A 20,968-nucleotide genomic window follows, 5' to 3' on the forward strand; every position below is an offset into this window, starting at 1 on the left:
TTTTATGCCGTAGGAATAGCTGGTGACACGCCACCCGACCGACCATCCGCAGTTCTATCTGACTGCCCCCGCGCCCTGCCCTTATCTTGAGGGTTTGCAGGAGCGCAAGGTGTTTACGCATCTTGTCGGCCACGGCGCGCCCGCGCTCAACGAAGTGCTCACACAAGGTGGTTTCCGGCGCAGCCAGAACATTGCGTACCGCCCGGCTTGCGAGAACTGCCAGGCTTGCGTCTCCGTGCGTGTCCGCGTCGACGACTTCAAGTGGACAAAATCGCTCAAACGGGTTTGGAAATCCGGGGCGGATGTCATCGGAGCCCGCCTTCCGCCGAGCCCATCGGCCGAGCAATATGATCTTTTTCGCGATTACCTGCAGGCACGCCATGAAGATGGCGGCATGACCGAAATGAGTATCCTCGACTACGCCATGATGGTGGAGGATACGCATGTTGAGACTATGGTGATCGAGTATCGAAAACGCGGACCGGATACATTCATGACGGGAGCCGGGACCGGGCCGCTGCTCGGCGTTGCTCTGAGCGACCAGCTCAGCGACGGCCTGTCGATGGTGTATTCCTTCTACGATCCGGCATTCACTGAGACCGCGCTTGGCACCTACATGATACTTGATCACATCGAGCGCGCGCGAAAGCTCCGGCTGCCCTACATCTATCTCGGCTATTGGGTCGATGGCTCGATCAAGATGGCGTACAAGGCCCGCTTCCGGCCGCAAGAACATCTCGGGCCGGATGGCTGGACGACAGTCGACGCGCCGAGTGGGCCCGGCGCCCCTACAAAAGACTGACGTATCCTAAGGAATGTGCTGACGGATCGACGTGAAGACATCGCGGAACATGTCTTCGGTCAACCGCCCCGTATTCGTGTTGTACCGGGAGCAGTGGTAACTGTCGAACAGGACAAGATCCGTTCCCGGGAGTTCATGCCGCCCATTGTGGGAAAACGGGAACTGGGCCCGTTTCAATTCCAAGGCGGTCAAAAACGTCTCGTGCGCGATCCGGCCAAGTGCCAAGACCGCCCGGACAGATGGGTTGGCCGCGAGTGTCGACAAAAGATACGGACGGCAGGTCTTGATTTCCGGTCCGGTTGGCTTGTTCTGCGGAGGCAAACAGCGCACGGCGTTGGTAATCAGTGCGTCAGCCAGCACCAACCCGTCGTCCGGCCGCGCTTTATACGCCCCTTCGGCGAAACCGAAATCCAGCATGGTCTTGTAGAGGAGATCGCCGGCATAATCGCCGGTGAACGGGCGCCCGGTCGCATTGGCACCGCGCATGCCCGGAGCAAGTCCAATGACAAGCAATCTCGGATTTGGAGACGTAAAGGACGGCACGGGCGCATTGAACCATTCGGGATGTTCGGCCTGCAGACCTTCCCGAAATTCAACCAAACGAGGGCATGCCCGGCAATCCAGAGGTGGATCGACGGGCGTAGCCTGGACATCATGGACCGGCATCTAACCGCTCTTAGTAATCGTCGTCGTCATCCTCGTCATCGATCTCCGGCATCGGAGGACGCTGAGGACGTTCGGACGGATCGCGGCCGATTTTGTTGGCAAGACTTGCCAGATCGATGAAGTGGTCGGCCTGGCGGCGCAGATCATCGGCAATCATCGGCGGCTGCGTTTTCAAGGTCGATACCACACTGACCTTCCGCCCTTTGCGCTGCAACGCTTCAACCAGTGACCGGAAATCGCCGTCACCGGAGAAGAGCACGATGTGATCCACGGATTCCACAAGTTCCATGGCATCAACAGCAAGCTCGATATCCATATTGCCTTTGACCTTGCGGCGTCCCGCACTGTCGACGAATTCCTTCACAGGCTTTGTGATGACTTTATAGCCATTGTAGTCGAGCCAATCGATCAACGGGCGGATGGAGGAGTATTCCTGGTCCTCAATCAGCGCCGTGTAATAATAGGCACGCAACAGATAGGCCTGGCCCTGAAATTCCTTCAGCAGACGCTTGTAATCTATGTCAAAGCCGATGGCCTTGGCTGTCGAATACAAGTTTGCACCGTCGATGAACAAGGCAACCTTTTCTCGTGCATCAAACATTTATATTGAAACCCTTCTAAGTGGTATGCGTATCCTGTTTGAGACCGCTGACCCGAGTTTCCTTCCCACCAAAGGAACCTCACGGAACAAAAACAAAATCACCGCATATAGCTTCCGACCACTGGCTGCTATTTTGCCATTTTGTGATCAGATTATTTTTAGTTCTTCTAGAACGCCTTTTTAGTTATAGGGCGCTAAGGACTGGCGTACACTATCTCCTCTCCAAGCCGCAACGGCTATGGCGCGTAGGCTGTGAAAAAATAACCGGATTTTTCTATAATTTCCGCCGCCTCCCCGGATTTTCGACAAGGGGTTGCTTTTTGCCAAGGGCATCACTATACGCTTGAAGTTCTTGTTCCAAAAGCTATGGAGACGTCGAATGGCGCGCGTGACCGTCGAGGATTGTATCGACAAGGTCGAAAACCGGTTTGAGCTGGTGCTGATTGCTGCGCATCGCGCTCGCATGATTTCCAGTGGTTCTCCGTTGACGATAGATCGCGACAACGATAAGAATCCTGTTGTCGCTCTGCGTGAAATCGCCGAACAGACCGTCAGCCCTGAAGACATGAAAGAAGACCTCATTCATTCGCTTCAAAAATTCGTTGAAGTGGATGAGCCGGAAGCCGAATCTGTTCCGGTTGTGGCTGTACCCGGTCAACAGCAGGTCACTCAGGTCAACAACGTCGACGACAGTGCCGTCGAGTTTGACCGCATGACAGAAGAAGATCTTCTGCGCGGCCTGGAAGGTCTTGTGCCGCCTGAGCGGACCGACGATATTTGATACCATTATCATGGCCGGAGTGTTGCTGGACTGACCTGGCGCTCTGGCCGCAGTTTATCAGTTCCGCCATGTATGTTGGCGGTTGCATGGGTCAGTCGCGACCATGATGCGTCAATATGAATTGGTTGAGCGTGTCACCCGCTACAACCCCGATGCCGACGAAGCCTTGCTCAACAAGGCTTACGTCTACGCCATGCAAAAACACGGCTCGCAGATGCGGGCCTCCGGTGACCCCTATTTCTCTCATCCTTTGGAAGTCGCTGCGATCCTCACGGATTTGCGCCTGGATGATGCGACCATCGCTGTCGCGCTGCTTCATGACACCATAGAAGATACGGATGCGACCCGCACCGAGATCGATTCTCTGTTCGGTGAGGAGATCGGCAAACTGGTCGACGGCCTGACCAAGATCAGCCGTTTGGATCTGGTGTCGCGAAAAGCGAAGCAGGCCGAAAATTTCCGAAAACTTCTTCTGGCAATCGCCGATGATGTCCGTGTCCTGTTGGTGAAGCTCGCCGACCGGCTGCACAACATGCGCACGCTCCAACACATGCCGGAGCACAAGCGCGGCCGGATCGCGGAAGAAACCATGGAGATCTATGCGCCCCTGGCCGGCCGCATGGGTATGCATGACATGCGGGAAGAGCTTGAAGACATCTCCTTCCACACGCTCAACCCGGAAGCTTATGAGACGATCAACGAACGCCTGGAAGACCTCAGAGAGCGCAACAAGGATCTGATTCTCGACATTGAGACGACGCTGGCTGAGCGCTTGTCGGAACGGGGCATGGCGGCTTTGGTCAAAGGCCGGGAAAAACGCCCTTATTCCATTTTCCGCAAGATGCAACGCAAGGCGATCGGGTTTGAGCAGCTGTCGGATATCTATGGTTTCCGGGTGACCGTTGGCACCATAGAAGCCTGTTACCGGGTTCTCGGTGTCATCCATACGACCTGGCCGACAGTTCCGGGCCGGTTCAAGGATTACATCTCCACGCCGAAGCAAAACGACTACAAATCGTTGCACACGACGATCGTGGGCCCCTCCCGCCAGCGTGTCGAGCTGCAGATTCGCACCGTCAATATGGACCGGGTTGCCGAGTACGGCATTGCGGCACACGCTCTTTACAAAGACAGCGAATATGGCGGCCGGAACATCGCCGATCACACAGAAGACTGCCGCGCGTTTGAGTGGCTCCGCCGGACCACGGAGCTTCTGGCCCAAGGCGACACCCCAGAAGAGTTTCTTGAAAACACGAAACTGGAACTCTTCCACGATCAGGTGTTTTGCTTCACACCGAAAGGCCGCCTGATTGCCCTGCCGCGCGGCGCCACTCCGATCGACTTTGCATACGCGGTGCATACGGATATCGGCAACACCTGCGTCGGCTGCAAGATCAACGGCAAGATCATGCCGCTGGTTACCGCGCTCCATAATGGCGATGAGGTTGAAGTCATCCGGTCGCAGGCGCAAACGCCCCCGCCTGCCTGGGAGGCGATTGCCGTCACCGGGAAAGCGCGTGCCGCGATCCGCCGCGCAACACGGGAATCAGTGCGTCAGCAATATGGCGCGCTGGGCGAACACATACTCAAGCGCGCTTTCGCACGAGCCGACAAGAGCTACTCGGAAGACCTTCTTGAGGCGGTGCTTGATACGCATCACCAAAACAGCGTTGCCGATCTCCTGGCCGCCGTTGGCCGGGGCGATCTCAGCGCTCAGACCGTATTGAAAACCGCCCATCCTGATTATCAGGATGAACGTGTCACCATTTCCGGTCCGCCGTCTGGCGAAGGCTGGTTTGACCTCAAACAAGGCCATGGTCTCAAGTTTCGCATCCCTCCAACTGGGCTTGCCGGTGCAATCGTTGAAGACGGCGATGATTGGTCAGATACCAATGCGCTGCCAATTCGGGGATTGTCGGGGGACATCCCGGTCAGCTTTGCGCCAGATGGCGGTGCTGTGCCCGGCGATCGCATTGTCGGGATCTTGACCTCATCCGGCGGGCTGACCATCTATCCGATACAATCGCCTGCCCTGAAAGAATATGACGACGAAACCGAACGCTGGGTTGATGTGCGCTGGGATATCGACGTCAACAATCCGGAACGGTTTCCAGCACGGCTGGATATTTCCGCCGCCAACGAGCCCGGATCACTGGCAACTATCGCGCAGGTCATTGGCGAGAACAGTGGCAACATCGATAACGTCAAAATGCTTCAACGCGCACCGGATTTTCATCAAATGTTGATTGATTTGGAAGTGTGGGATTTGAAACACTTGAACCGCATCATCAATCAACTCCGTTCCAAACCGAATGTCTCCAGTGTAAGCCGGGTGAACGGCTGACCGGACTGATCAAGTCAAAAGGACCCGCTTTATGACACGTGACGACGTGCTGTCCGTTTTCCGCGATGCCGGTGCCATTCTTGAAGGGCATTTCATCCTGACTTCAGGCCTTCGCAGCCCGATCTTCCTGCAAAAGGCGCGGGTTTTCATGTACCCGGACAAAACGGAAATCCTGTGCAAGGCACTGGCTGAGAAGATCCAGGCATCGGATCTCGGGCCTCTGGATTTTGTTGTTTCCCCAGCCCTCGGCGGACTTATCCCGGGCTATGAAACCGCGCGGCATCTCGACGTCCCGGCAATGTGGGTCGAGCGGGAAGATGGGGAGTTCCGTCTGCGCCGGTTCGAGATGCCAGAAGGCGCAAGGGTCATCATTGTTGAAGACATCGTGACAACAGGCCTCTCCAGCCGCGAAACGGTAACGTCTCTGAAAGCACTTGGTGCTGAAGTTCTTGCTGTCGCCTGCCTGATCGACCGGTCCGGCGGAGAGGCAGATGCAGGGGTTCCGGTAATTGCACTGGCGGATTACAAGGTTCCAGCTTATGAACCGGACAACCTGCCGCCGGAGCTCGCCGCTCTGCCGGCCGTCAAACCGGGCAGCAGAGGCCTCGCCTGAAAAAGTTGATTAACAGGACTTAACGCCGCCAGATGCTGTTCCGCCGCCGTAATAGACCAACGCATGTTGAGCGCCTTCGTGTTGCCGTGTGGCCACGGCACAGCTGGGCCCGCTCGACGCGGTATTTCGGCAAGCGTGTCCTGCGGTTGACGGCAACCCCTCATGCGATTGCCATTGGCTTTGCTGCCGGTGCATTTTCTTCCTGCACGCCTCTGATTGGTTTTCACTTTCTGACAGCTTTTGCACTGGCGTGGGTTCTTCGCGGCAACATGATTGCGGCGGCACTGGGCACATCGATCGGCAACCCACTCACCTTCCCGTTCATTTGGGCGTTCACGTACAAAATCGGTCAGTGGGTGCTCTATGGTCAGGCCCCGGATGCTGACCCGCACGCGGTCCATGCGCAATTCCAGAGCTCTTTGTTCGCCAAGTCGCTCGATTCGCTGTTGCCCATGGTCAAGCCTATGTTCATCGGCGCGGTGCCTATGGGTTTGGTTCTCGGAACGGTTTCGTATTTTATCGTCTATAAGAGCGTCGAGGTGTATCAGCGGCGCCGAAAGGTAACGTTGGATGCCCGGAACAAGCGTCTGTTCCCGCCGCCAAACCGCTCCTTTGACGACGACCCTGGCAGCTGACGGGATCTCACCCTACATAAGCGGTCCTGAACGGAACGAATGGAATTGACCGAAGATGATTTTGGGCATCGGCAGTGACCTCATCGACATTCGCAGGATCGAGAAGACGCTGGACCGGTTTGGTGAGCGTTTCACCAATCGGGTCTTCACCGAAGTAGAGCGGGCCAAGTCCGATCGCCGCGCACAAAGGGCAGCCTCCTATGCCAAGCGGTTTGCGGCCAAGGAAGCCTGCTCCAAGGCTCTGGGCAGCGGAATTCGCATGGGTGTTGCCTGGCGGGAAATGGGCGTTGTGAATCTGCCATCCGGAAAACCGACCATCAGCCTGACCGGTGGAGCCTCGGATCGCCTGAATGCGATGATACCGGAAGGTTTCAAGGCGACCATTGACCTGACCATCACCGACGATTTTCCTTTGGCGCAGGCCTTTGTTGTCATTTCTGCGTGGCCGGAAGACTGGCCGAAGCCCCCATCAACAACTTCCTCGTGAGCATGACAGCGAACCTTTGGCTATTGATTGCTTCGCTGGCCGCAACCGGCTAAGAGTGGCCGATATCCGGGCACCGGCTCCGGCGGACTTTAGAGAACAACTTTAGGGACAGCATGAGCGTGACGGAAAACGGAAAAGATAAGGAAGGCGGCGTTTACGAGACCGTAAAAGTCATAATTCAGGCCCTTCTGATCGCCCTTGTGGTCCGGACTTTTCTCTTTCAGCCCTTCAATATCCCCTCCGGGTCGATGAAGGACACGTTGCTGATCGGCGATTACCTGTTCGTTTCGAAGTTCAGCTATGGTTATTCCCGCTATTCCTTCCCGTTTGGTCTTGCGCCGATTTCCGGCCGCGTCTGGGATGCGGAACCGGAGCGCGGCGATATCGCGGTTTTCAAGCTGCCGACTGACACCTCAATTGATTACATCAAGCGGGTCATCGGCCTGCCGGGCGACACCGTTCAGATGATCGATGGCGTCGTTCACATTAACGGCGAAGCGGTCCCACGGGTCAGGATCGACGATTACATCGAAGAGTCCTCTTCTGGCGCTGTGCGCCGGGTTCCGCGCTACCGGGAAACTCTTCCAAACGGTGTGAGCTATGACACGCTGGACATTACAGACCGCGGCCAACTGGACAACACCCGTGAGTACAAAGTGCCGGAAGGGCACTACTTCATGATGGGTGACAACCGGGACAACTCGGTCGACAGCCGTGTCCTCAGCCGGGTTGGTTACGTACCTTATGACAACTTCATTGGCCGTGCTGAAATCCTCTTCTTCTCTATCGGAGACGGTACGCCGGCCTGGCAGATCTGGACATGGCCGTGGACGGTCCGTTGGGACCGCATTGGCAGGGGTCTTTGACGCCCGCATCGATAGGCAACGTCCGGTGTCCAGCACCGGACCTACGACATGACAAAAGATAAAAAGCAAAATCCCATCGCAGCGCTCAAGGCAGCGCTGGCTTACGAATTCAAGGATCTGGAGCTGCTCCGGGTCTCGCTGACCCACGCCAGTGCCCTCGATCCGGCAGACACCGTTGCCGGGAGTTACCAACGGCTTGAGTTTCTTGGTGACCGTGTACTCGGGTTGGTGGTCGCATCCATGCTTCACCACCATTTCCCAAAGGCAGATGAAGGCGAGCTGGCCCGCCGGTTCAATCACATGGTCAAACGCGAAACCTGCGCGGAGATCGCCAGCGAACTCGGCGTTGGCGATGCCATGCGGATCGGTCAGGCAGAGGCTCAGACCGGCGGGCGGAAGAAAACCGCCCTTCTTGCCGATATTTGCGAGGCGATTATTGCAGCAATCTATCTCGATGGCGGTTTCGAGGCCGCAGACGAATTCGTCCGGCGCCTTTGGGAGCCGCGTATGCTATCCTGGACCGGCCCTTTGAGAGACGCAAAGACAACGTTGCAGGAATGGGCCCAATCCAAGAGCCTGCCAACGCCGCACTACGAAGTGGCCAGCCGGGAAGGCCCGGACCACGCGCCGAGTTTTACAGTGTCCGTCATAGTGCAGGGCCTGAAGAACGGTGAGGGAAAAGGCGGGTCGAAACGGATTGCCGAACAACACGCCGCCGAGGCGGTGCTGCGCCGCGAAGGCGTGTGGAAGGACTGAACGACGTTGAGCGACGAAACCTCAAACGAACCTGACGACTTTGAGACCGACGACGATGGTACGGAGTTCGTCGCGCCGAAAGGCCGCTTCGACATTCCGCTACCCGATCCGCTGGGTGCGATGCCGTCTGACACGAAGGCCGGCTTTGTCGCCCTGATCGGCGCGCCGAATGCCGGAAAATCGACGCTGATCAACCAGCTGGTCGGAACCAAGGTCTCGATCGTCACGCACAAGGTTCAAACCACCCGCTCCATCGTGCGCGGTGTGGCCATGCATGGCACGGCGCAGCTAGTCTTCATTGATACGCCTGGGATTTTCAAGCCTAAACGGCGACTCGACCGGGCCATGGTCGACACGGCCTGGGGCGGTGCACGGGATGCTGATGTCATTGCACTTCTGATCGACGCCCGGAAGGGCATCGACGAAGAAGTCGAACAGATCCTAAAACGCCTCAAGGGACAATCGGCACCCAAGGTTTTGATCCTCAACAAGACCGATGTTGCCAACCGCGAAAAGCTGTTGAAGCTGGCGCAAAAGGCGAACGAGTACTTGGAGTTTGAAGAAACGTTCATGGTCTCCGCGTTGACCGGCGACGGCACACAGCAAATTCTAGACTACTTTGCCTCAAAAATGCCGGATGGCCCTTGGCTGTATCCGGAAGACCAGCCATCCGACCTGCCTTTGCGCATTCTTGCGGCTGAAATCACGCGCGAGAAGCTGTTTGAGCGCCTGCACCAGGAGCTGCCTTACATTTCTACGGTCGAGACCGAGCGCTGGGAGACCAAGAAAGACGGATCGGCCCGGATCGAACAGACCATCTATGTGGAGCGCGACAGCCAAAAGAGCATTGTCCTCGGCAAGAAGGGCCAGACGATCAAGCAGATCTCCCAGGCCTCGCGTAGCGAGATCTCGGACATCATCGAAGCGCCAGTGCATTTGTTCCTGTTCGTCAAGGTGCGGGAAAACTGGGCCGATGATCCCGAGCGCTACCGGGAAATGGGGCTGGAGTTTCCGAAGTAGTTGGCCTTCTGCACGCGAATCCGGCACGGTCTGGCGTCGGCCTGAGCAAGGGACAGTCGCGTTGGAATGGAGCGGACACGGTGTGGTGCTGACCACCCGCAAGCACGGCGAAAACGACGTCATACTGGAAGTGATGACCGCAGACAGCGGCCGTCACCTTGGTCTTGTTCGTGGCGGCCGTTCAAAGCGCCACCGCCCTGCATTGCAGCCCGGCAACGAATTGTCTCTCACCTGGAAAGCCCGGCTCTCCGATCATCTCGGGCAATTCCAGATAGAACCACACACCGCCCGTGCTGCTGACCTGATGAACAGCGGAATCGGATTGGCTGCAGTTCAACACCTTGCCGCACTGGTCCGACTTCTACCGGAACGCCATCCCTATCCGCGCATCTATGGCGCGCTGAACGTTGTGCTTGATCACCTTGATGCAAGCGATGCGGCGGCGGCACTCATGATCCGTTTTGAGCTGGAATTGCTTCAGGAACTGGGGGCCGGTCTGGATCTAACATCCTGCGCTGCAACCGGAACGACCGACGATCTCGCCTATGTCTCGCCCCGCTCGGCCCGTGCCGTGAGCCGGGAAGCCGGACGGCCCTATCATGACAAACTGCTCCCCCTGCCCTCGTTTTTGCTGGATGGGCAACGGCAAGCCGGGACTGAGTTGACCTGGCAAGACGTCACCCAAGGCTTTCAGCTGACCGGTTTCTTTCTCGACCGGCAACTAGGCGAGCGCAACATCACTGATAGCGGCACACGCACGCTTCTGACGAATGCCCTGGAAAAACGCTATAGATCTGAATTCCCATGGAATTTCTGACCCTGGACACCGATCAACTGGCTTTTGGAAGCCCGTCGATTGAAGGGTCTGCCCGATCCGGTAATCCCGTTGCCAGAAGCTGTGCCAACTCTGCGGCATTGAGCGGTTTTGAGAAAAGATAGCCCTGGACGAATGATGCGCCGAGGTCTTTTAGGATAGATAACTCGTCGTCCGTTTCAACGCCCTCAACCACACAGGAGATCGCCATATCCCGGCTGAGTGCCAGAAGTGATTTCACGATGCCATAGCCGGTGCTTCCAGGGCAAAGGTCCGAGACAAAACTCCGGTCGATCTTAATGCAATCGAGCGGCAGCCGGTGCACGTGGGAGAGGCTCGAGTACCCGGTTCCGAAATCATCCAGAGAAATCCGGACGCCAGCACCCTTCAATGTGTCCAGCGCGCGCCGTGTTTCCTTGAAGTCCCACATGACCGACGTTTCGGTCACTTCGCAGCTCAGCCGCTGAGGGTCGATCCCGGATTGCTTGAGGATACTCAGAAACTCAACGATGAAACGTCTTGAAGACAGGTTGGACGCCGACAGGTTGAACGACAGTCGAAGGCTCTCCGGCCAAGCCTTGGCCTCAGACAGGGCTTTTTCAAACAGATCCAGGCTGATCAGATTGATCACACCGGACCGTTCGGCGAGCGGGATGAAGTCGACCGGTGCGATATTGCCGAGCTGGGGATGATGCCAACGGGCAAGGCACTCGACGCCGAGGATTGAATTGCATGTGATATCGATGATCGGCTGAAACGCCAGGTGCAGACCGTCTCTTGTTTCTTCATCGAGCAATGCAGACAGGATCTCGGTGTCCCGGGACCGCCGGGCGTCAAGGCAAGCATCATAGGAAACAGAGGTTTCCTTGCGGTTTTCGCGGGCGGTGGAAAGGGCAAAATCAGCCCGTTCAAACAATTCCGTTGCACATGTCACAGCCCCATTTGAGTGGGCTATCCCGGCGGAATAATTGGGGCGGAAGCGGCCCTGTTTGGTTTCTACCGGCAGCTCGATCAACCGCTCAAAAGCGGCTTTCACCCTTTGATATTTTTCAGGATCGCAGGTCCCGAAGAACCCGAATTCATCGCCGCCGACCCGGCCAACGAACACCCCTTCGCCGTCCATGCCGGACAGCCGGCGGGCAACTTCCTTTAACACTTGGTCCCCTGCATCCAGCCCGTAAATCTCAGTGATCGATTTCAGACCACCGATGTCGAAGATGCAGAGGCCGAAACGCTCTCCCGACGCATTCGCGGCCCGAAGCGCCCGGTCAAGTTCTTGCCGGAAAAACCGCTTGTTTGCGACACCGGTCAGATGATCAGTGGTTGCGAGCTGGTAATTCAACGCATTGAGCTTTTCGGTTTCCCGATGTTTTTGCTCCAGATAACGGCTTTGCTCCTTAAAGCGCGTGCCGGTCTTGATGAGCGAAATGAAGTCCCGATAGGTATTCATTTCTATGAGCGCCACAAAGAATGTAACTGCCACCCCAAAAAGTGCCATCAGTTGATAGGCCGGGTCCCCGTACCAGCTGAAGAACAGTGTATAGATGCCCGTGCTGGAGACGGCGTTGGTAACCGCGATCGAGCGCAAATGCGTCAGGCTGAACAAGGCACTCAGGTTGCCCACCAGGATCGTCAGGAAAATCTGAACCTGCGAAAACGCGGTTCCATAGGGAAACAGCATGAGGGCCCAGATTGTGAAAATCGAGGGGGCCAGAGCCGCGATAATCTGTGTCCTTTTCCGCCAGACAATCAACGCCTCCAAGGTTCTCGGAGGTGCCTTTGGTGCGGACCAAAGGCGGCGAATACGGCAATAGGACCAGATAGTTGTGCAAATCGGATAAATCAGGACCAGCCAAAGCGGCGCGTAACTCATTTGCGTGAACGCAATGGTCCAGGCGCAGATGAACCGGATAATGTAGAGGAAAGGGGCCTGGTGCCGTGTCGATTCAAACTGCGCTTTTGCAACTTCGATGTCCTGGCTGTCATCCAGCAACCAAGTGGACAGTGCGGATTTCAAACCAGAAAAAGGGCCGGAAACTCTGTTCATACCGATAATCGTCGACAATCCTGCTCGTTACAATTTGGGCAACTTCTCAGACAGCCTCGATCCGAGGTGTTAAAAACACCATAATGCCTATTTCATTGTTATTTTTACGGTAAAAGAACAACTAATGGTCGCATTGAAAACCGAAACACCCTCTCAAACGGACCTCATTGCGGTGAGCGAACAAATTTGAACTCAAACTGCACCCGCTACTGCCTGTGCATGATGCGGAAAACCGTTGAAAATCTGCGGTTTTGATACCTATGTGCGCCCCGGTTTATTGAACTGCTTCGCGGAAGCCGGTAGCAAGCAGGTATGGGACAAGAAGTGACACCGCCGCCAAGCGGCATTGAAGGCATCAACCTGAAGGACGCGCTGGAAGAGCGCTACCTGGCCTATGCATTGTCAACCATCATGCACCGGGCTCTGCCTGACGTTCGTGATGGCCTGAAGCCGGTGCACCGGCGCCTGCTTTACGCCATGCGGCTGTTGAAGCTGGATCCAGGCCAGGGTTTCAAGAAATGCGCGCGCGTCGTCGGCGATGTCATTGGTAAATACCACCCCCATGGCGATCAGGCGGTTTACGACGCCCTTGTCCGCTTGGCTCAAGACTTTGCACAGCGCTATCCGCTGATCGATGGTCAGGGCAACTTCGGCAATGTGGATGGCGATAATGCCGCAGCCATGCGGTACACCGAAGCCCGCATGACCGACACCGCCAAGCGTCTTCTGGACGGTTTGGACGAGGATGCGGTCGACTGGCGCGAAACCTATGACGGCGAAGACAAGGAACCGATCGTTCTTCCGGGCGGGTTTCCGAACCTTCTCGGCAACGGTTCCTCGGGCATTGCGGTTGGCATGGCGACCTCGATTCCACCGCACAATGCTTTTGAACTCTGCAACGCTTGTCAGCATCTAATCAAGAACCCGGATGCTGAAGTCGATGAGCTTTTAGAGCACATCAAGGGCCCGGATTTCCCGACGGGCGGGCTTCTGGTTTCCGATCAAGGCTCCATCCGTGAGGCCTACGCCACAGGGCGTGGCAGCTTCCGGGTGCGGGCACGCTGGGAAGTGGAAGAACTTGGCCGGGGACAATGGGCAATTGTTGTCACCGAGATCCCCTATCAGGTTCAAAAGTCCCGGTTGATCGAGAAGATTGCCGAGCTGCTGATCGCCCGCAAGCTCCCGCTTCTGGACGATGTGCGCGACGAGTCGGCGGAAGACATTCGCGTCGTTCTGGTGCCGCGCTCCAAGAACGTCGATGCCAATATCCTGATGGAATCCTTGTTCAAACTGACGGATCTGGAAAACCGGTTCTCGCTGAACATGAACGTTCTTTCCATGGGCAAGGTGCCGATGGTGATGGGCGTCAAGCAGGTGCTGCGGGAATGGCTGGACCACCGCAAGGTCGTCCTTGTCCGCCGCTCCGAACACCGGCTTGGCCAGATCAATCACCGGCTAGAGGTGTTGGCCGGCTATCTGATCGCCTATCTCAACCTTGATGAAGTCATCCGCATCATCCGCGAGGAAGACGACGCCAAAGCATCTCTGATACGGACCTTCGAGCTGACCGACGTTCAGGCCGAAGCGATCCTCAACATGCGTCTGCGCTCCTTGCGCAAGCTGGAAGAGTTTGAGATCCGGAAGGAACACGACAAGCTGACGGATGAAAAGGATCAGCTGACCAAACTGCTTGGATCCGATGCGCGCCAGTGGACAAAGATCTCCAAGGAAATTGGCGAAATCGCCAAGGTCTATGGCCCGGAGACGGAGATCGGCAAACGCCGCACGGACAAGGCGGAAGCCCCGGAAGCGGATCTGGTCGACATCCAACAGGCGATGATCGAAAAGGAACCGATCACGGTCATCATCTCGGAGAAAGGCTGGATCCGGGCACTCAAGGGCCACCAGGCGGACCTTTCGAGCCTCTCCTTCAAGCAAGGCGACAAGCTTAAGCTCTCCTTCCATGCGGAGACGACCGACAAGATCCTCGTCTTCTCCACCGGCGGCAAGTTCTTCACGCTCGGTGCGGACCGCCTGCCGGGGGGACGTGGCCATGGCGAGCCGATCCGTTTGATGGTGGAAATGGACGAGGCACAGGATGTCGTCAGCGCCTTCGTTCACAAACCCGGACGGAACCTTCTCCTCAGCAACAACGAAGCCCGCGGATTTGTTGTCAGCGAAGATGATGTCGTTGCCAACACCCGGAAGGGCAAACAGGTCTTGAACCTCACAGCACCGGCTGAAGCGGCTTTGTGTGTCGATGCGACCGGCGATCATGTTGCGATCATTGGTGAGAACCGGAAGCTTCTGGTGTTCCCGCTCGCGCAGATCGCCCAGATGGGGCGTGGCCGCGGTGTCCGCCTGCAGCGCTACCGGGATGGCAATGTCTCTGACATCCGCGTGTTCAAAGGCGAAGACGGTCTTACCTGGACCGACAGTTCCGGGCGCAGCTTCACCCGCTCGCTGGAGGAGCTTTCCGAATGGCTCGGCGACCGCGGCCAGGCAGGCCGCCTGCCCCCGACCGGGTTCCCGCGCTCGAACAAGTTTGGGCCGAAGACGCTTTAAGCCAAGCTGGCGGCATTCAACTGCCGCCATTTTCCAGGTGACATGCCAAACGCACGTTTGAAATGACGGGACATATGGCTTTGGTCTGCAAAGCCACCGGCCGTTGCCGCTGCCGCAAGGCATTCGCCATCCGCAAGGCCGCTCTTCACCTGTTCCAAACGGCGCATGACCAGATACCGATGCGGGCTTGTTCCGAAGGCCGCCCGGAACTGGCGGGAGAGCGCAAACCGGTCCAGACCTGAGACAGCCTCCAGATCAGCAGAGGCAATCGGATCTGCCGCATGTTCCTTTATAAACTCGGCACACATTTTCAGAACCGGCCAGTCGAGCGTCTGCCGGACGGGTCGTGCATCATCTGAGAAGCGGTTCAAACAGCTGGCCAAGACTGCCAGAAGATCAGAAACTCTCAAGTCACCCATCTCGCTGTCGAGATCCTGCAAGGCTTCGATCAGGCTCCTCTGAAACACTGGATCCGTCAGAACCGGAGTTGAAACGTGGGGCAACGCCTTTCCCCCAAGCGCCTCCGCAATCATTTCCGGCGGGATATACATCATCCTGTAACGCAAGCCGGTCTCTGTCCCGGCCCCGCCGTCATGAACTTCATCCGGGTGGATGACAATCACCTGACCGGGACAGGACGCCCGCTCCGCACCGCGGTACTTGAACCGCTGCACGCCCTGCAGTGTCACGCCGATGGCATAGGTATCATGCCGATGAGCCGAGAAGCCGTTGCCCTGGAAATTGGCTTCGATCCGCTCAATCCCGGCTTCAGTTGGCGCTACGCGAATGCCGTCCCATCCGATTTTGCACAAACGTTCAAGACCGTTTCCGGCCACCCCGCCTAGGCTGGTTGTCTCTCGCCTTTCCTCAAATCCCATTATGGAATTTTCATTCATGTTCGATACCAAATTCGTCATCGTCGTCCGCGAGGACCTGGCCATGTGGCAGAAGCTGAATGTCACTGCATTCCTGTCCACCGGCGTCGCCGCCGCCAAGCCGGACATCATCGGAATGCCTTACCAAGATGCAGACGGCAATGTCTATCATCCGATGAGCGTCCAGCCTGTGATCGTTTTGACTGCCAATCCAGATGCGCTTAAGAAGATCCACCGGCGCACGCTTGAGCGGCAGGTCAAATCGAGCCTTTATATCGAAGAAATGTTCTCAACGGGCCACGACAGCGCCAACCGCGCGGTCTTTGCAGAGCATACTCCGGATGGCGCAAAGGTCGTCGGCATTGCTTTTCACACGGACAAAAAGACCGCCGACAAGATTTCTAAAGGTGCGAAGATGCACGGATAGGCGTTTCGACACGGGCGTTTCATGGACCTGACCAATTGCCCCTCGACGCAGCCAGCTTTGTTATGCACACTCGCAAAATATCGGGAGGGAATATGGTCGCGGCGTTTACTTTTCATACCAGCGAGCGGATTGTTTTTGAAAATGGCGCAGCGGCGGCGCTTGACCGGCATGCTTTGGATTTTCTGGGTGACCGGCCCTTTCTGGTCACTGATCCGGGGATCGTATCTCTCGGTCTGCAAGAAGAGTGTGAAGCTAGCCTGACCGCCGCCGGACATCAGATTGGCCGCTTTTCTGAAGTCGTTGCAGATCCACCGCAAAAACTGGTCGAAGACGCTGTCGCAGCGGCCAAGGACCACGGCGCGACCTCAATCATCGGGTTTGGCGGTGGGTCCTCTCTGGATGTCGCCAAATTGGTCGCCCTGTTGCTCGGCAGCGGTGAAGATCTGAATGATGCCTGGGGCATCGGCAACGCCAAAGGCCCCCGCCTGCCCCTCATCTTGATCCCGACCACCGCGGGCACCGGATCCGAAGTGACGCCGATCTCGATCATCACGGTCGGCGCCGATGAAAAACGCGGTGTTGTTTCCCCACACCTATTGCCGGATTTGGCCGTTCTCGATCCACTTTTGACCCTTGGTCTGCCGGCCCATGTGACCGCTGCCACCGGCGTTGATGCGATGGTGCATGCGATCGAAGCCTATGCCTCAAAGTCCGCCAACAACAATCCATTGTCCCGCACGCTTGCGGTCGAGGCATTGAAACTGCTCGGTGCCAATATCGAGACTGCCGTGTTTGATCCCACCAATGTGAGCGCCCGTGGCGGCATGTTGCTCGGCTCGAAACTCGCCGGAATGGCGTTTGCCAATTCCCCGGTTGCGGCTGTGCATGCCCTCGCCTACCCGATCGGCGGGACATTCCACGTGCCTCATGGGCTTTCAAACGCCCTGGTCCTGCCGCATGTGCTTGCTTTCAATAATGCGGTTGCCGCACCAATCTACGCGGAGCTCGCACCGGCCCTGTTTCCGGAACTGAGTGATCTTGCCAGCCCCACTGACCGCGCGGACACCTTTGCAAGGCGTCTCGCCGCACTTACGGAAAAACTCGGTCTGCAGACCCGTTTGAGTGAGGTGGGTATCTCTGAAAAGGATCTGCCGAAAATGGCGCGTGATGCCATGAAACAAACCCGTCTTCTGGTGAATAATCCGCGTGAAGTGACCGAGACGGACGCCTTCAACATCTACGCGGCGGCCCTATGACGGCAAACAAATCTGCAGCTCCTGAGCGCAAAAAACCGCTGGAACGGTCAGATTTCCGGAGTTTCCTGGAAATCCCCACCCGGTGGATGGATGTGGACATGTATGGTCATGTCAACAATGTCCAGTACCTGAGCTATTTCGATACCGCCGTGAACAGCTGGTATATCGAAAATGGTCTGCTGGATCCGGTGCGCGGAGAAACCGTGTTTCTTGTTGCTGAGACGGGCTGCAACTATTTCGCGGAGCTGTTGTTTCCGGGCAATGTTTCAGCGGGTCTCAGAATAGAACAAATCGGCAAGAGCTCAGTGGTTTTCCGGGTCGGTCTCTTTTCCGGCGAAGATCTTCAAACCGCAGCGCACGGCCGCTTCGTTCATATCTATGTTGACAGGCAGACCCGGCGCCCGGTTCCAATTTCGGACAAAACCCGCAAGGTTCTGGAAACGCTGGGTTAGCGTTCTAAAGCAAATCGCGTTTAAGCGGATTCAGGTTTTGCTGCAACTCGGCTTTGCCTCGTACGCGAAAGCTGAACTAGCCTGAATTTAATTGAACGCGACACGCTGTAGACCACCAGCAAAGTTGCCATTCGCTGGAGCGGAATTCTCCACATCTCAACAAGCTGCGCACAGGTGATCAACAGCGGCCTACCCACAGCTTATCCACAAGTTTGGAACAGGTTTTGGACAGGCTGTTCCACACATCGCACGGCTTCAAAACAACGCGATTTATGAAGGTTCGGCTTTAGGAAATATTCTTCATCAAGCGCGACTTCTCACGCTGCCAATCGCGTTTCTTTTCCGTCTCGCGCTTGTCATGAAGCTTCTTACCGCGTGCCAGGGCCAATTCCAGTTTCGCCCGCCCCTGTTCATTGAAATAGAGCTTGAGCGGAACAATCGTCTTGCCGTCTTTTTGAACGGCTCCGGCCAGCTTGCCGATTTCGCGCTTGTGCAGAAGCAGCTTCCGCGGACGGCGCGGTTCATGGTTGAACCGGTTCCCCTGCAGATACTCCGGGATATAGACGTTGTAGATCCAGATCTCGCCCTTGTGCTCGGCAGCGTAAGATTCGCCGATATTCGCCTTACCCGTGCGAAGGGATTTGACTTCCGTCCCCTTCAGCTCGATGCCGGCTTCAAGCGTGTCTTCGATCTCGTAGTTGAACCGGGCCTTCCGGTTGTCGGAGATGATGGTCCGGCCCGGATGCCCCCCTTTTTTCGGAGCCATAAGCGTGTTCCCGGAGCGTGCCGCAGCACGCCCTTCTTTGTATTAGTTGATCAAACCTGCATGCGACAACGCGCTGCGGATCTCTGCCTGCGTGCCTTCGGAAATCGGAACGAGCGGCAAACGCAGCTCTTCCTCGATCTTTCCCAAAAGCGACAATGCATATTTGGCCCCTGTTGGGCTCGGTTCAAGGAACAATGCCCGATGAAGCGGTGCGAGGCGGTCCTGATACTCAAGCGCTGTCGTGTAGTCACCGGCCAGCGTCGCAGCCTGAAATTCCGAACACAGCCGCGGTGCGACATTCGCCGTTACCGAAATGCAGCCCACCCCGCCATGTGCATTGAAAGCCAGCGCAGAAATGTCTTCGCCGGAGAGCTGGATGAAATCCGGTCCGCACAACTGGCGCTGCCGCGAAACCTTGGCCAAATCCGCAGTTGCGTCCTTGACACCTTTGATGTTTTCGCAGGTCTCGAAGAGCTCAGCCATGGTCTCCGGTGTCATATCGATAATCGACCGCCCCGGAATATTGTAAATGATGATCGGAATCCCGACCGCGTCATTGATCGCCTTATAGTGTGCCTTCAGGCCAGCCTGGTTCGGTTTGTTATAGTAAGGCGTCACCACCAGAAGCGCATCGGCACCCGCCTTTTCGGCGTGCTGGGCGAAATCAATGGCTTCGATCGTGTTGTTCGAGCCAGCGCCGGCGATGACCGGAACCCGGCCGTTGGCCGCTTCTATGCAGAGCTCGATGACACGCTTGTGCTCATCATGGCCGAGCGTCGGGCTCTCTCCGGTGGTTCCGACCGGAACCAGGCCGCTGGAGCCTTCCTTAATCTGCCAGTCCACGAACTCCTGAAACCGTTTCTCATCAAGCGCACCGTCCTTGAAGGGCGTGATAAGCGCTGGGATGGAGCCTTTAAACATCTCGGTTTCCTTTTGGATCGGCAGTACGTGGCTAAGCTTGGGACGAATGCCCAAAGAGTTCTAACGGAGGCGCAACATACTCACCCCGCCAGCTTCCGGCAATCCTGCAACTGCTGTTTAGAAGGCTCAATTTCGCTTTTCTTTCGGCTGATGCAGCATTGGTTCGCATTTCACCCACTGAGCGGGTGTGCCGTTTAAGCAATCTTCCTATGGCAGCCGGCGCGCGCTCCAGTTATCTTTCAAAAAAACACAACATATCCTAGGGAGAACCGCCATGACGCTTGCACCAGAGGAACCGCCACATGCCGCCCCATCCGGCGCTCCGGTCAGCTTGACCTATCAGAGCCCGGACGGTCTGACGCTGGCGGCAAAAGAATGGCCCGTGCCCCAGTCCGCACAGAAAGACGAAAAAGTCACCGTCCTGTGCCTTCCCGGCCTTTCGAGAAATACACGCGACTTCAATGAGATCGCAGCATTTCTTCAAGGCCAAGGCCACCGTGTCATCGCCCTGGATTATCGCGGACGCGGCGACAGCGACTGGGACCCGGAGTGGCAGAATTATGCGCTCCCTGTTGAGGAAAAAGACATAGATGCAGCGATCGAGGCATTCAAACTCGAGCGTTTTGCAGTTTTGGGCACATCCCGGGGCGGACTGCATGCGCTCGCGATGGCTCACCGGTATCCACCCAACCGGCTGGCCGCCGTAATTTTCAATGACATCGGTCCGCATATCGAGATGCGGGCCATCCATAGGATCGCGGCAACACTTGGCCGCAACATGTCCTACGCGTCCCTCGATGAGGTTGCCGGCTCACTCCGGCATATGCTCGGAATGCAATTCCCCGTGTTTTCGGCGGACGATTGGCTGAAAATGGCGGGCCAGGTTGCTTCTGAGAAGGATGGAAAGGTTGTGCTCGATTATGATCCGGCGCTTGGGCATCAGTTTGCCAGTCTTGATGACGGCGCTCCGGTTCCTGACCTTTGGCCGCTTTACGAGTTCTTGAAAGACAGGCCAGTCATGGTCATTCGCGGCGCAAAATCTGACCTCTTGGGGGAAGACACTGCACAACAGATGCTCGACAGCCACCCCAAAGCCACGCTCCACACGATTGCGGGCCAGGGTCATGCGCCTGTTTTGTGGGACAGCGAGACGCATGAACGTATCGGAGGGTTTTTGAGCAAGGTCTGACAAGTCCCTTATTTGTCTGGCCGTTGCCCCAAACAAAAACAGAAAAGGCCGGGACCCGTTTGTGTCCCGGCTTTTTTCTTTGCCG

The 20,968-nt window shown here is 56.8% G+C and carries 21 protein-coding genes; 15 read left to right on the forward strand and 6 right to left on the reverse strand.

Annotated features, from left to right (window positions below; all coding sequences use genetic code 11):
• The first annotated feature begins 22 nt into the window (after positions 1 to 22).
• Positions 23 to 802, forward strand: coding sequence for an arginyltransferase (locus tag SADFL11_RS08665; protein ID WP_008192550.1), 780 nt, complete (start codon positions 23 to 25; stop codon positions 800 to 802).
• A 6-nt stretch (positions 803 to 808) separates the two neighbouring features.
• Here SADFL11_RS08665 and SADFL11_RS08670 read toward each other — a convergent pair whose 3' ends face one another.
• Together SADFL11_RS08670 and SADFL11_RS08675 are read right to left on the reverse strand one after the other, a co-directional pair.
• Positions 809 to 1,468: a uracil-DNA glycosylase gene (locus SADFL11_RS08670; protein ID WP_040451802.1), complete on the reverse strand. Its 660-nt coding sequence runs from the start codon at positions 1,466 to 1,468 to the stop codon at positions 809 to 811.
• Between the two features lie 10 nt (positions 1,469 to 1,478).
• Positions 1,479 to 2,069: a LabA-like NYN domain-containing protein gene (locus SADFL11_RS08675; protein ID WP_008196956.1), complete on the reverse strand. Its 591-nt coding sequence runs from the start codon at positions 2,067 to 2,069 to the stop codon at positions 1,479 to 1,481.
• 379 nt (positions 2,070 to 2,448) lie between these two features.
• Between SADFL11_RS08675 and rpoZ the strand changes: the two genes are divergently transcribed.
• The 9 genes from rpoZ to recO all read left to right on the forward strand — a co-directional run bounded on the left by rpoZ (position 2,449) and on the right by recO (position 10,388).
• Positions 2,449 to 2,850 (forward strand): DNA-directed RNA polymerase subunit omega, encoded by a 402-nt coding sequence (gene rpoZ / locus SADFL11_RS08680; protein WP_008197301.1) that lies wholly within the window; start codon positions 2,449 to 2,451, stop codon positions 2,848 to 2,850.
• Between the two features lie 103 nt (positions 2,851 to 2,953).
• Positions 2,954 to 5,194 (forward strand): RelA/SpoT family protein, encoded by a 2,241-nt coding sequence (locus SADFL11_RS08685; protein ID WP_008192496.1) that lies wholly within the window; start codon positions 2,954 to 2,956, stop codon positions 5,192 to 5,194.
• A gap of 31 nt (positions 5,195 to 5,225) precedes the next feature.
• A complete protein-coding gene (pyrE, locus tag SADFL11_RS08690; RefSeq protein ID WP_008189523.1) occupies positions 5,226 to 5,807 on the forward strand; it encodes an orotate phosphoribosyltransferase in 582 nt (193 codons plus the stop codon).
• 32 nt (positions 5,808 to 5,839) lie between these two features.
• Positions 5,840 to 6,442 carry a DUF2062 domain-containing protein gene (locus SADFL11_RS08695; RefSeq protein ID WP_008189263.1) on the forward strand — a complete coding sequence of 201 codons (603 nt, stop codon included), beginning with the start codon at positions 5,840 to 5,842 and terminating at the stop codon, positions 6,440 to 6,442.
• 55 nt (positions 6,443 to 6,497) lie between these two features.
• Positions 6,498 to 6,929: a holo-ACP synthase gene (gene acpS, locus SADFL11_RS08700; RefSeq protein WP_008194475.1), complete on the forward strand. Its 432-nt coding sequence runs from the start codon at positions 6,498 to 6,500 to the stop codon at positions 6,927 to 6,929.
• A 113-nt stretch (positions 6,930 to 7,042) separates the two neighbouring features.
• Positions 7,043 to 7,795 carry a signal peptidase I gene (lepB, locus tag SADFL11_RS08705; RefSeq protein WP_008189074.1) on the forward strand — a complete coding sequence of 251 codons (753 nt, stop codon included), beginning with the start codon at positions 7,043 to 7,045 and terminating at the stop codon, positions 7,793 to 7,795.
• Positions 7,796 to 7,843: 48 nt separating this feature from the next.
• The gene (rnc, locus tag SADFL11_RS08710; RefSeq protein ID WP_008195308.1) at positions 7,844 to 8,551 is read left to right on the forward strand and encodes a ribonuclease III; all 708 of its coding nucleotides are present in this window, start codon (positions 7,844 to 7,846) and stop codon (positions 8,549 to 8,551) included.
• Positions 8,552 to 8,671: 120 nt separating this feature from the next.
• Complete coding sequence (gene era / locus SADFL11_RS08715; RefSeq protein WP_081450643.1) at positions 8,672 to 9,571, forward strand: GTPase Era; 900 nt, start codon at positions 8,672 to 8,674, stop codon at positions 9,569 to 9,571.
• A gap of 61 nt (positions 9,572 to 9,632) precedes the next feature.
• A complete protein-coding gene (gene recO, locus SADFL11_RS08720; protein ID WP_040451801.1) occupies positions 9,633 to 10,388 on the forward strand; it encodes a DNA repair protein RecO in 756 nt (251 codons plus the stop codon).
• A gap of 13 nt (positions 10,389 to 10,401) precedes the next feature.
• Here recO and SADFL11_RS08725 read toward each other — a convergent pair whose 3' ends face one another.
• Positions 10,402 to 12,450 carry a putative bifunctional diguanylate cyclase/phosphodiesterase gene (locus SADFL11_RS08725; protein ID WP_134852961.1) on the reverse strand — a complete coding sequence of 683 codons (2,049 nt, stop codon included), beginning with the start codon at positions 12,448 to 12,450 and terminating at the stop codon, positions 10,402 to 10,404.
• Between the two features lie 294 nt (positions 12,451 to 12,744).
• On the opposite strand from SADFL11_RS08725, the gene parC reads away from it, so the two are divergent.
• The gene (gene parC / locus SADFL11_RS08730) at positions 12,745 to 14,997 is read left to right on the forward strand and encodes a DNA topoisomerase IV subunit A (protein ID WP_008190233.1); all 2,253 of its coding nucleotides are present in this window, start codon (positions 12,745 to 12,747) and stop codon (positions 14,995 to 14,997) included.
• Here the strand turns inward: parC and SADFL11_RS08735 are convergent.
• Complete coding sequence (locus SADFL11_RS08735; protein WP_050776095.1) at positions 14,994 to 15,875, reverse strand: AraC family transcriptional regulator; 882 nt, start codon at positions 15,873 to 15,875, stop codon at positions 14,994 to 14,996. The two genes, parC and SADFL11_RS08735, sit on opposite strands and share 4 nt — an antisense overlap.
• A 16-nt stretch (positions 15,876 to 15,891) precedes the next feature.
• On the opposite strand from SADFL11_RS08735, the gene SADFL11_RS08740 reads away from it, so the two are divergent.
• The 3 genes from SADFL11_RS08740 to SADFL11_RS08750 all read left to right on the forward strand — a co-directional run bounded on the left by SADFL11_RS08740 (position 15,892) and on the right by SADFL11_RS08750 (position 18,007).
• Entirely contained in the window at positions 15,892 to 16,299 is a 408-nt protein-coding gene (locus SADFL11_RS08740) for a DUF2000 family protein (protein ID WP_008196721.1), read from the forward strand.
• 92 nt (positions 16,300 to 16,391) lie between these two features.
• Entirely contained in the window at positions 16,392 to 17,555 is a 1,164-nt protein-coding gene (locus SADFL11_RS08745) for an iron-containing alcohol dehydrogenase (protein WP_008190778.1), read from the forward strand.
• On the forward strand, positions 17,552 to 18,007 hold the full coding sequence (locus SADFL11_RS08750; protein ID WP_008195797.1) for an acyl-CoA thioesterase: 456 nt from the start codon (positions 17,552 to 17,554) through the stop codon (positions 18,005 to 18,007). The genes SADFL11_RS08745 and SADFL11_RS08750 overlap by 4 nt, the downstream gene beginning before the upstream one ends.
• A 286-nt stretch (positions 18,008 to 18,293) precedes the next feature.
• Here the strand turns inward: SADFL11_RS08750 and smpB are convergent, their stop codons facing one another.
• Positions 18,294 to 18,773, reverse strand: a complete 480-nt coding sequence (smpB, locus tag SADFL11_RS08755) for an SsrA-binding protein SmpB (RefSeq protein WP_008196682.1) — start codon at positions 18,771 to 18,773, stop codon at positions 18,294 to 18,296.
• A gap of 42 nt (positions 18,774 to 18,815) precedes the next feature.
• A complete protein-coding gene (dapA, locus tag SADFL11_RS08760) occupies positions 18,816 to 19,694 on the reverse strand; it encodes a 4-hydroxy-tetrahydrodipicolinate synthase (RefSeq protein WP_040451798.1) in 879 nt (292 codons plus the stop codon).
• Positions 19,695 to 19,968: 274 nt separating this feature from the next.
• On the opposite strand from dapA, the gene SADFL11_RS08765 reads away from it, so the two are divergent.
• Entirely contained in the window at positions 19,969 to 20,883 is a 915-nt protein-coding gene (locus SADFL11_RS08765; protein WP_008194251.1) for an alpha/beta fold hydrolase, read from the forward strand.
• The last annotated feature ends 85 nt before the right edge of the window (positions 20,884 to 20,968 follow it).

The sequence above is a fragment of the Roseibium alexandrii DFL-11 genome (assembly GCF_000158095.2).
Taxonomy (GTDB): domain Bacteria; phylum Pseudomonadota; class Alphaproteobacteria; order Rhizobiales; family Stappiaceae; genus Roseibium; species Roseibium alexandrii.

Bases quoted from the DNA above. Each gene is read 5' to 3' on its own strand.
- SADFL11_RS08685 (WP_008192496.1), top strand. From the start codon at position 2,954: ATGATGCGTCAATATGAATTGGTTGAGCGTGTCACCCGCTACAACCCC.
- SADFL11_RS08750 (WP_008195797.1), top strand. From the start codon at position 17,552: ATGACGGCAAACAAATCTGCAGCTCCTGAGCGCAAAAAACCGCTGGAA.
- pyrE (WP_008189523.1), top strand. From the start codon at position 5,226: ATGACACGTGACGACGTGCTGTCCGTTTTCCGCGATGCCGGTGCCATT.
- smpB (WP_008196682.1), bottom strand. From the start codon at position 18,773: ATGGCTCCGAAAAAAGGGGGGCATCCGGGCCGGACCATCATCTCCGAC.
- SADFL11_RS08735 (WP_050776095.1), bottom strand. From the start codon at position 15,875: ATGGGATTTGAGGAAAGGCGAGAGACAACCAGCCTAGGCGGGGTGGCC.
- parC (WP_008190233.1), top strand. From the start codon at position 12,745: ATGGGACAAGAAGTGACACCGCCGCCAAGCGGCATTGAAGGCATCAAC.
- SADFL11_RS08670 (WP_040451802.1), bottom strand. From the start codon at position 1,468: ATGCCGGTCCATGATGTCCAGGCTACGCCCGTCGATCCACCTCTGGAT.
- SADFL11_RS08765 (WP_008194251.1), top strand. From the start codon at position 19,969: ATGACGCTTGCACCAGAGGAACCGCCACATGCCGCCCCATCCGGCGCT.
- SADFL11_RS08695 (WP_008189263.1), top strand. From the start codon at position 5,840: ATGCTGTTCCGCCGCCGTAATAGACCAACGCATGTTGAGCGCCTTCGT.
- SADFL11_RS08745 (WP_008190778.1), top strand. From the start codon at position 16,392: ATGGTCGCGGCGTTTACTTTTCATACCAGCGAGCGGATTGTTTTTGAA.
- SADFL11_RS08675 (WP_008196956.1), bottom strand. From the start codon at position 2,069: ATGTTTGATGCACGAGAAAAGGTTGCCTTGTTCATCGACGGTGCAAAC.
- rpoZ (WP_008197301.1), top strand. From the start codon at position 2,449: ATGGCGCGCGTGACCGTCGAGGATTGTATCGACAAGGTCGAAAACCGG.
- lepB (WP_008189074.1), top strand. From the start codon at position 7,043: ATGAGCGTGACGGAAAACGGAAAAGATAAGGAAGGCGGCGTTTACGAG.
- SADFL11_RS08740 (WP_008196721.1), top strand. From the start codon at position 15,892: ATGTTCGATACCAAATTCGTCATCGTCGTCCGCGAGGACCTGGCCATG.
- acpS (WP_008194475.1), top strand. From the start codon at position 6,498: ATGATTTTGGGCATCGGCAGTGACCTCATCGACATTCGCAGGATCGAG.
- era (WP_081450643.1), top strand. From the start codon at position 8,672: ATGCCGTCTGACACGAAGGCCGGCTTTGTCGCCCTGATCGGCGCGCCG.
- rnc (WP_008195308.1), top strand. From the start codon at position 7,844: ATGACAAAAGATAAAAAGCAAAATCCCATCGCAGCGCTCAAGGCAGCG.
- dapA (WP_040451798.1), bottom strand. From the start codon at position 19,694: ATGTTTAAAGGCTCCATCCCAGCGCTTATCACGCCCTTCAAGGACGGT.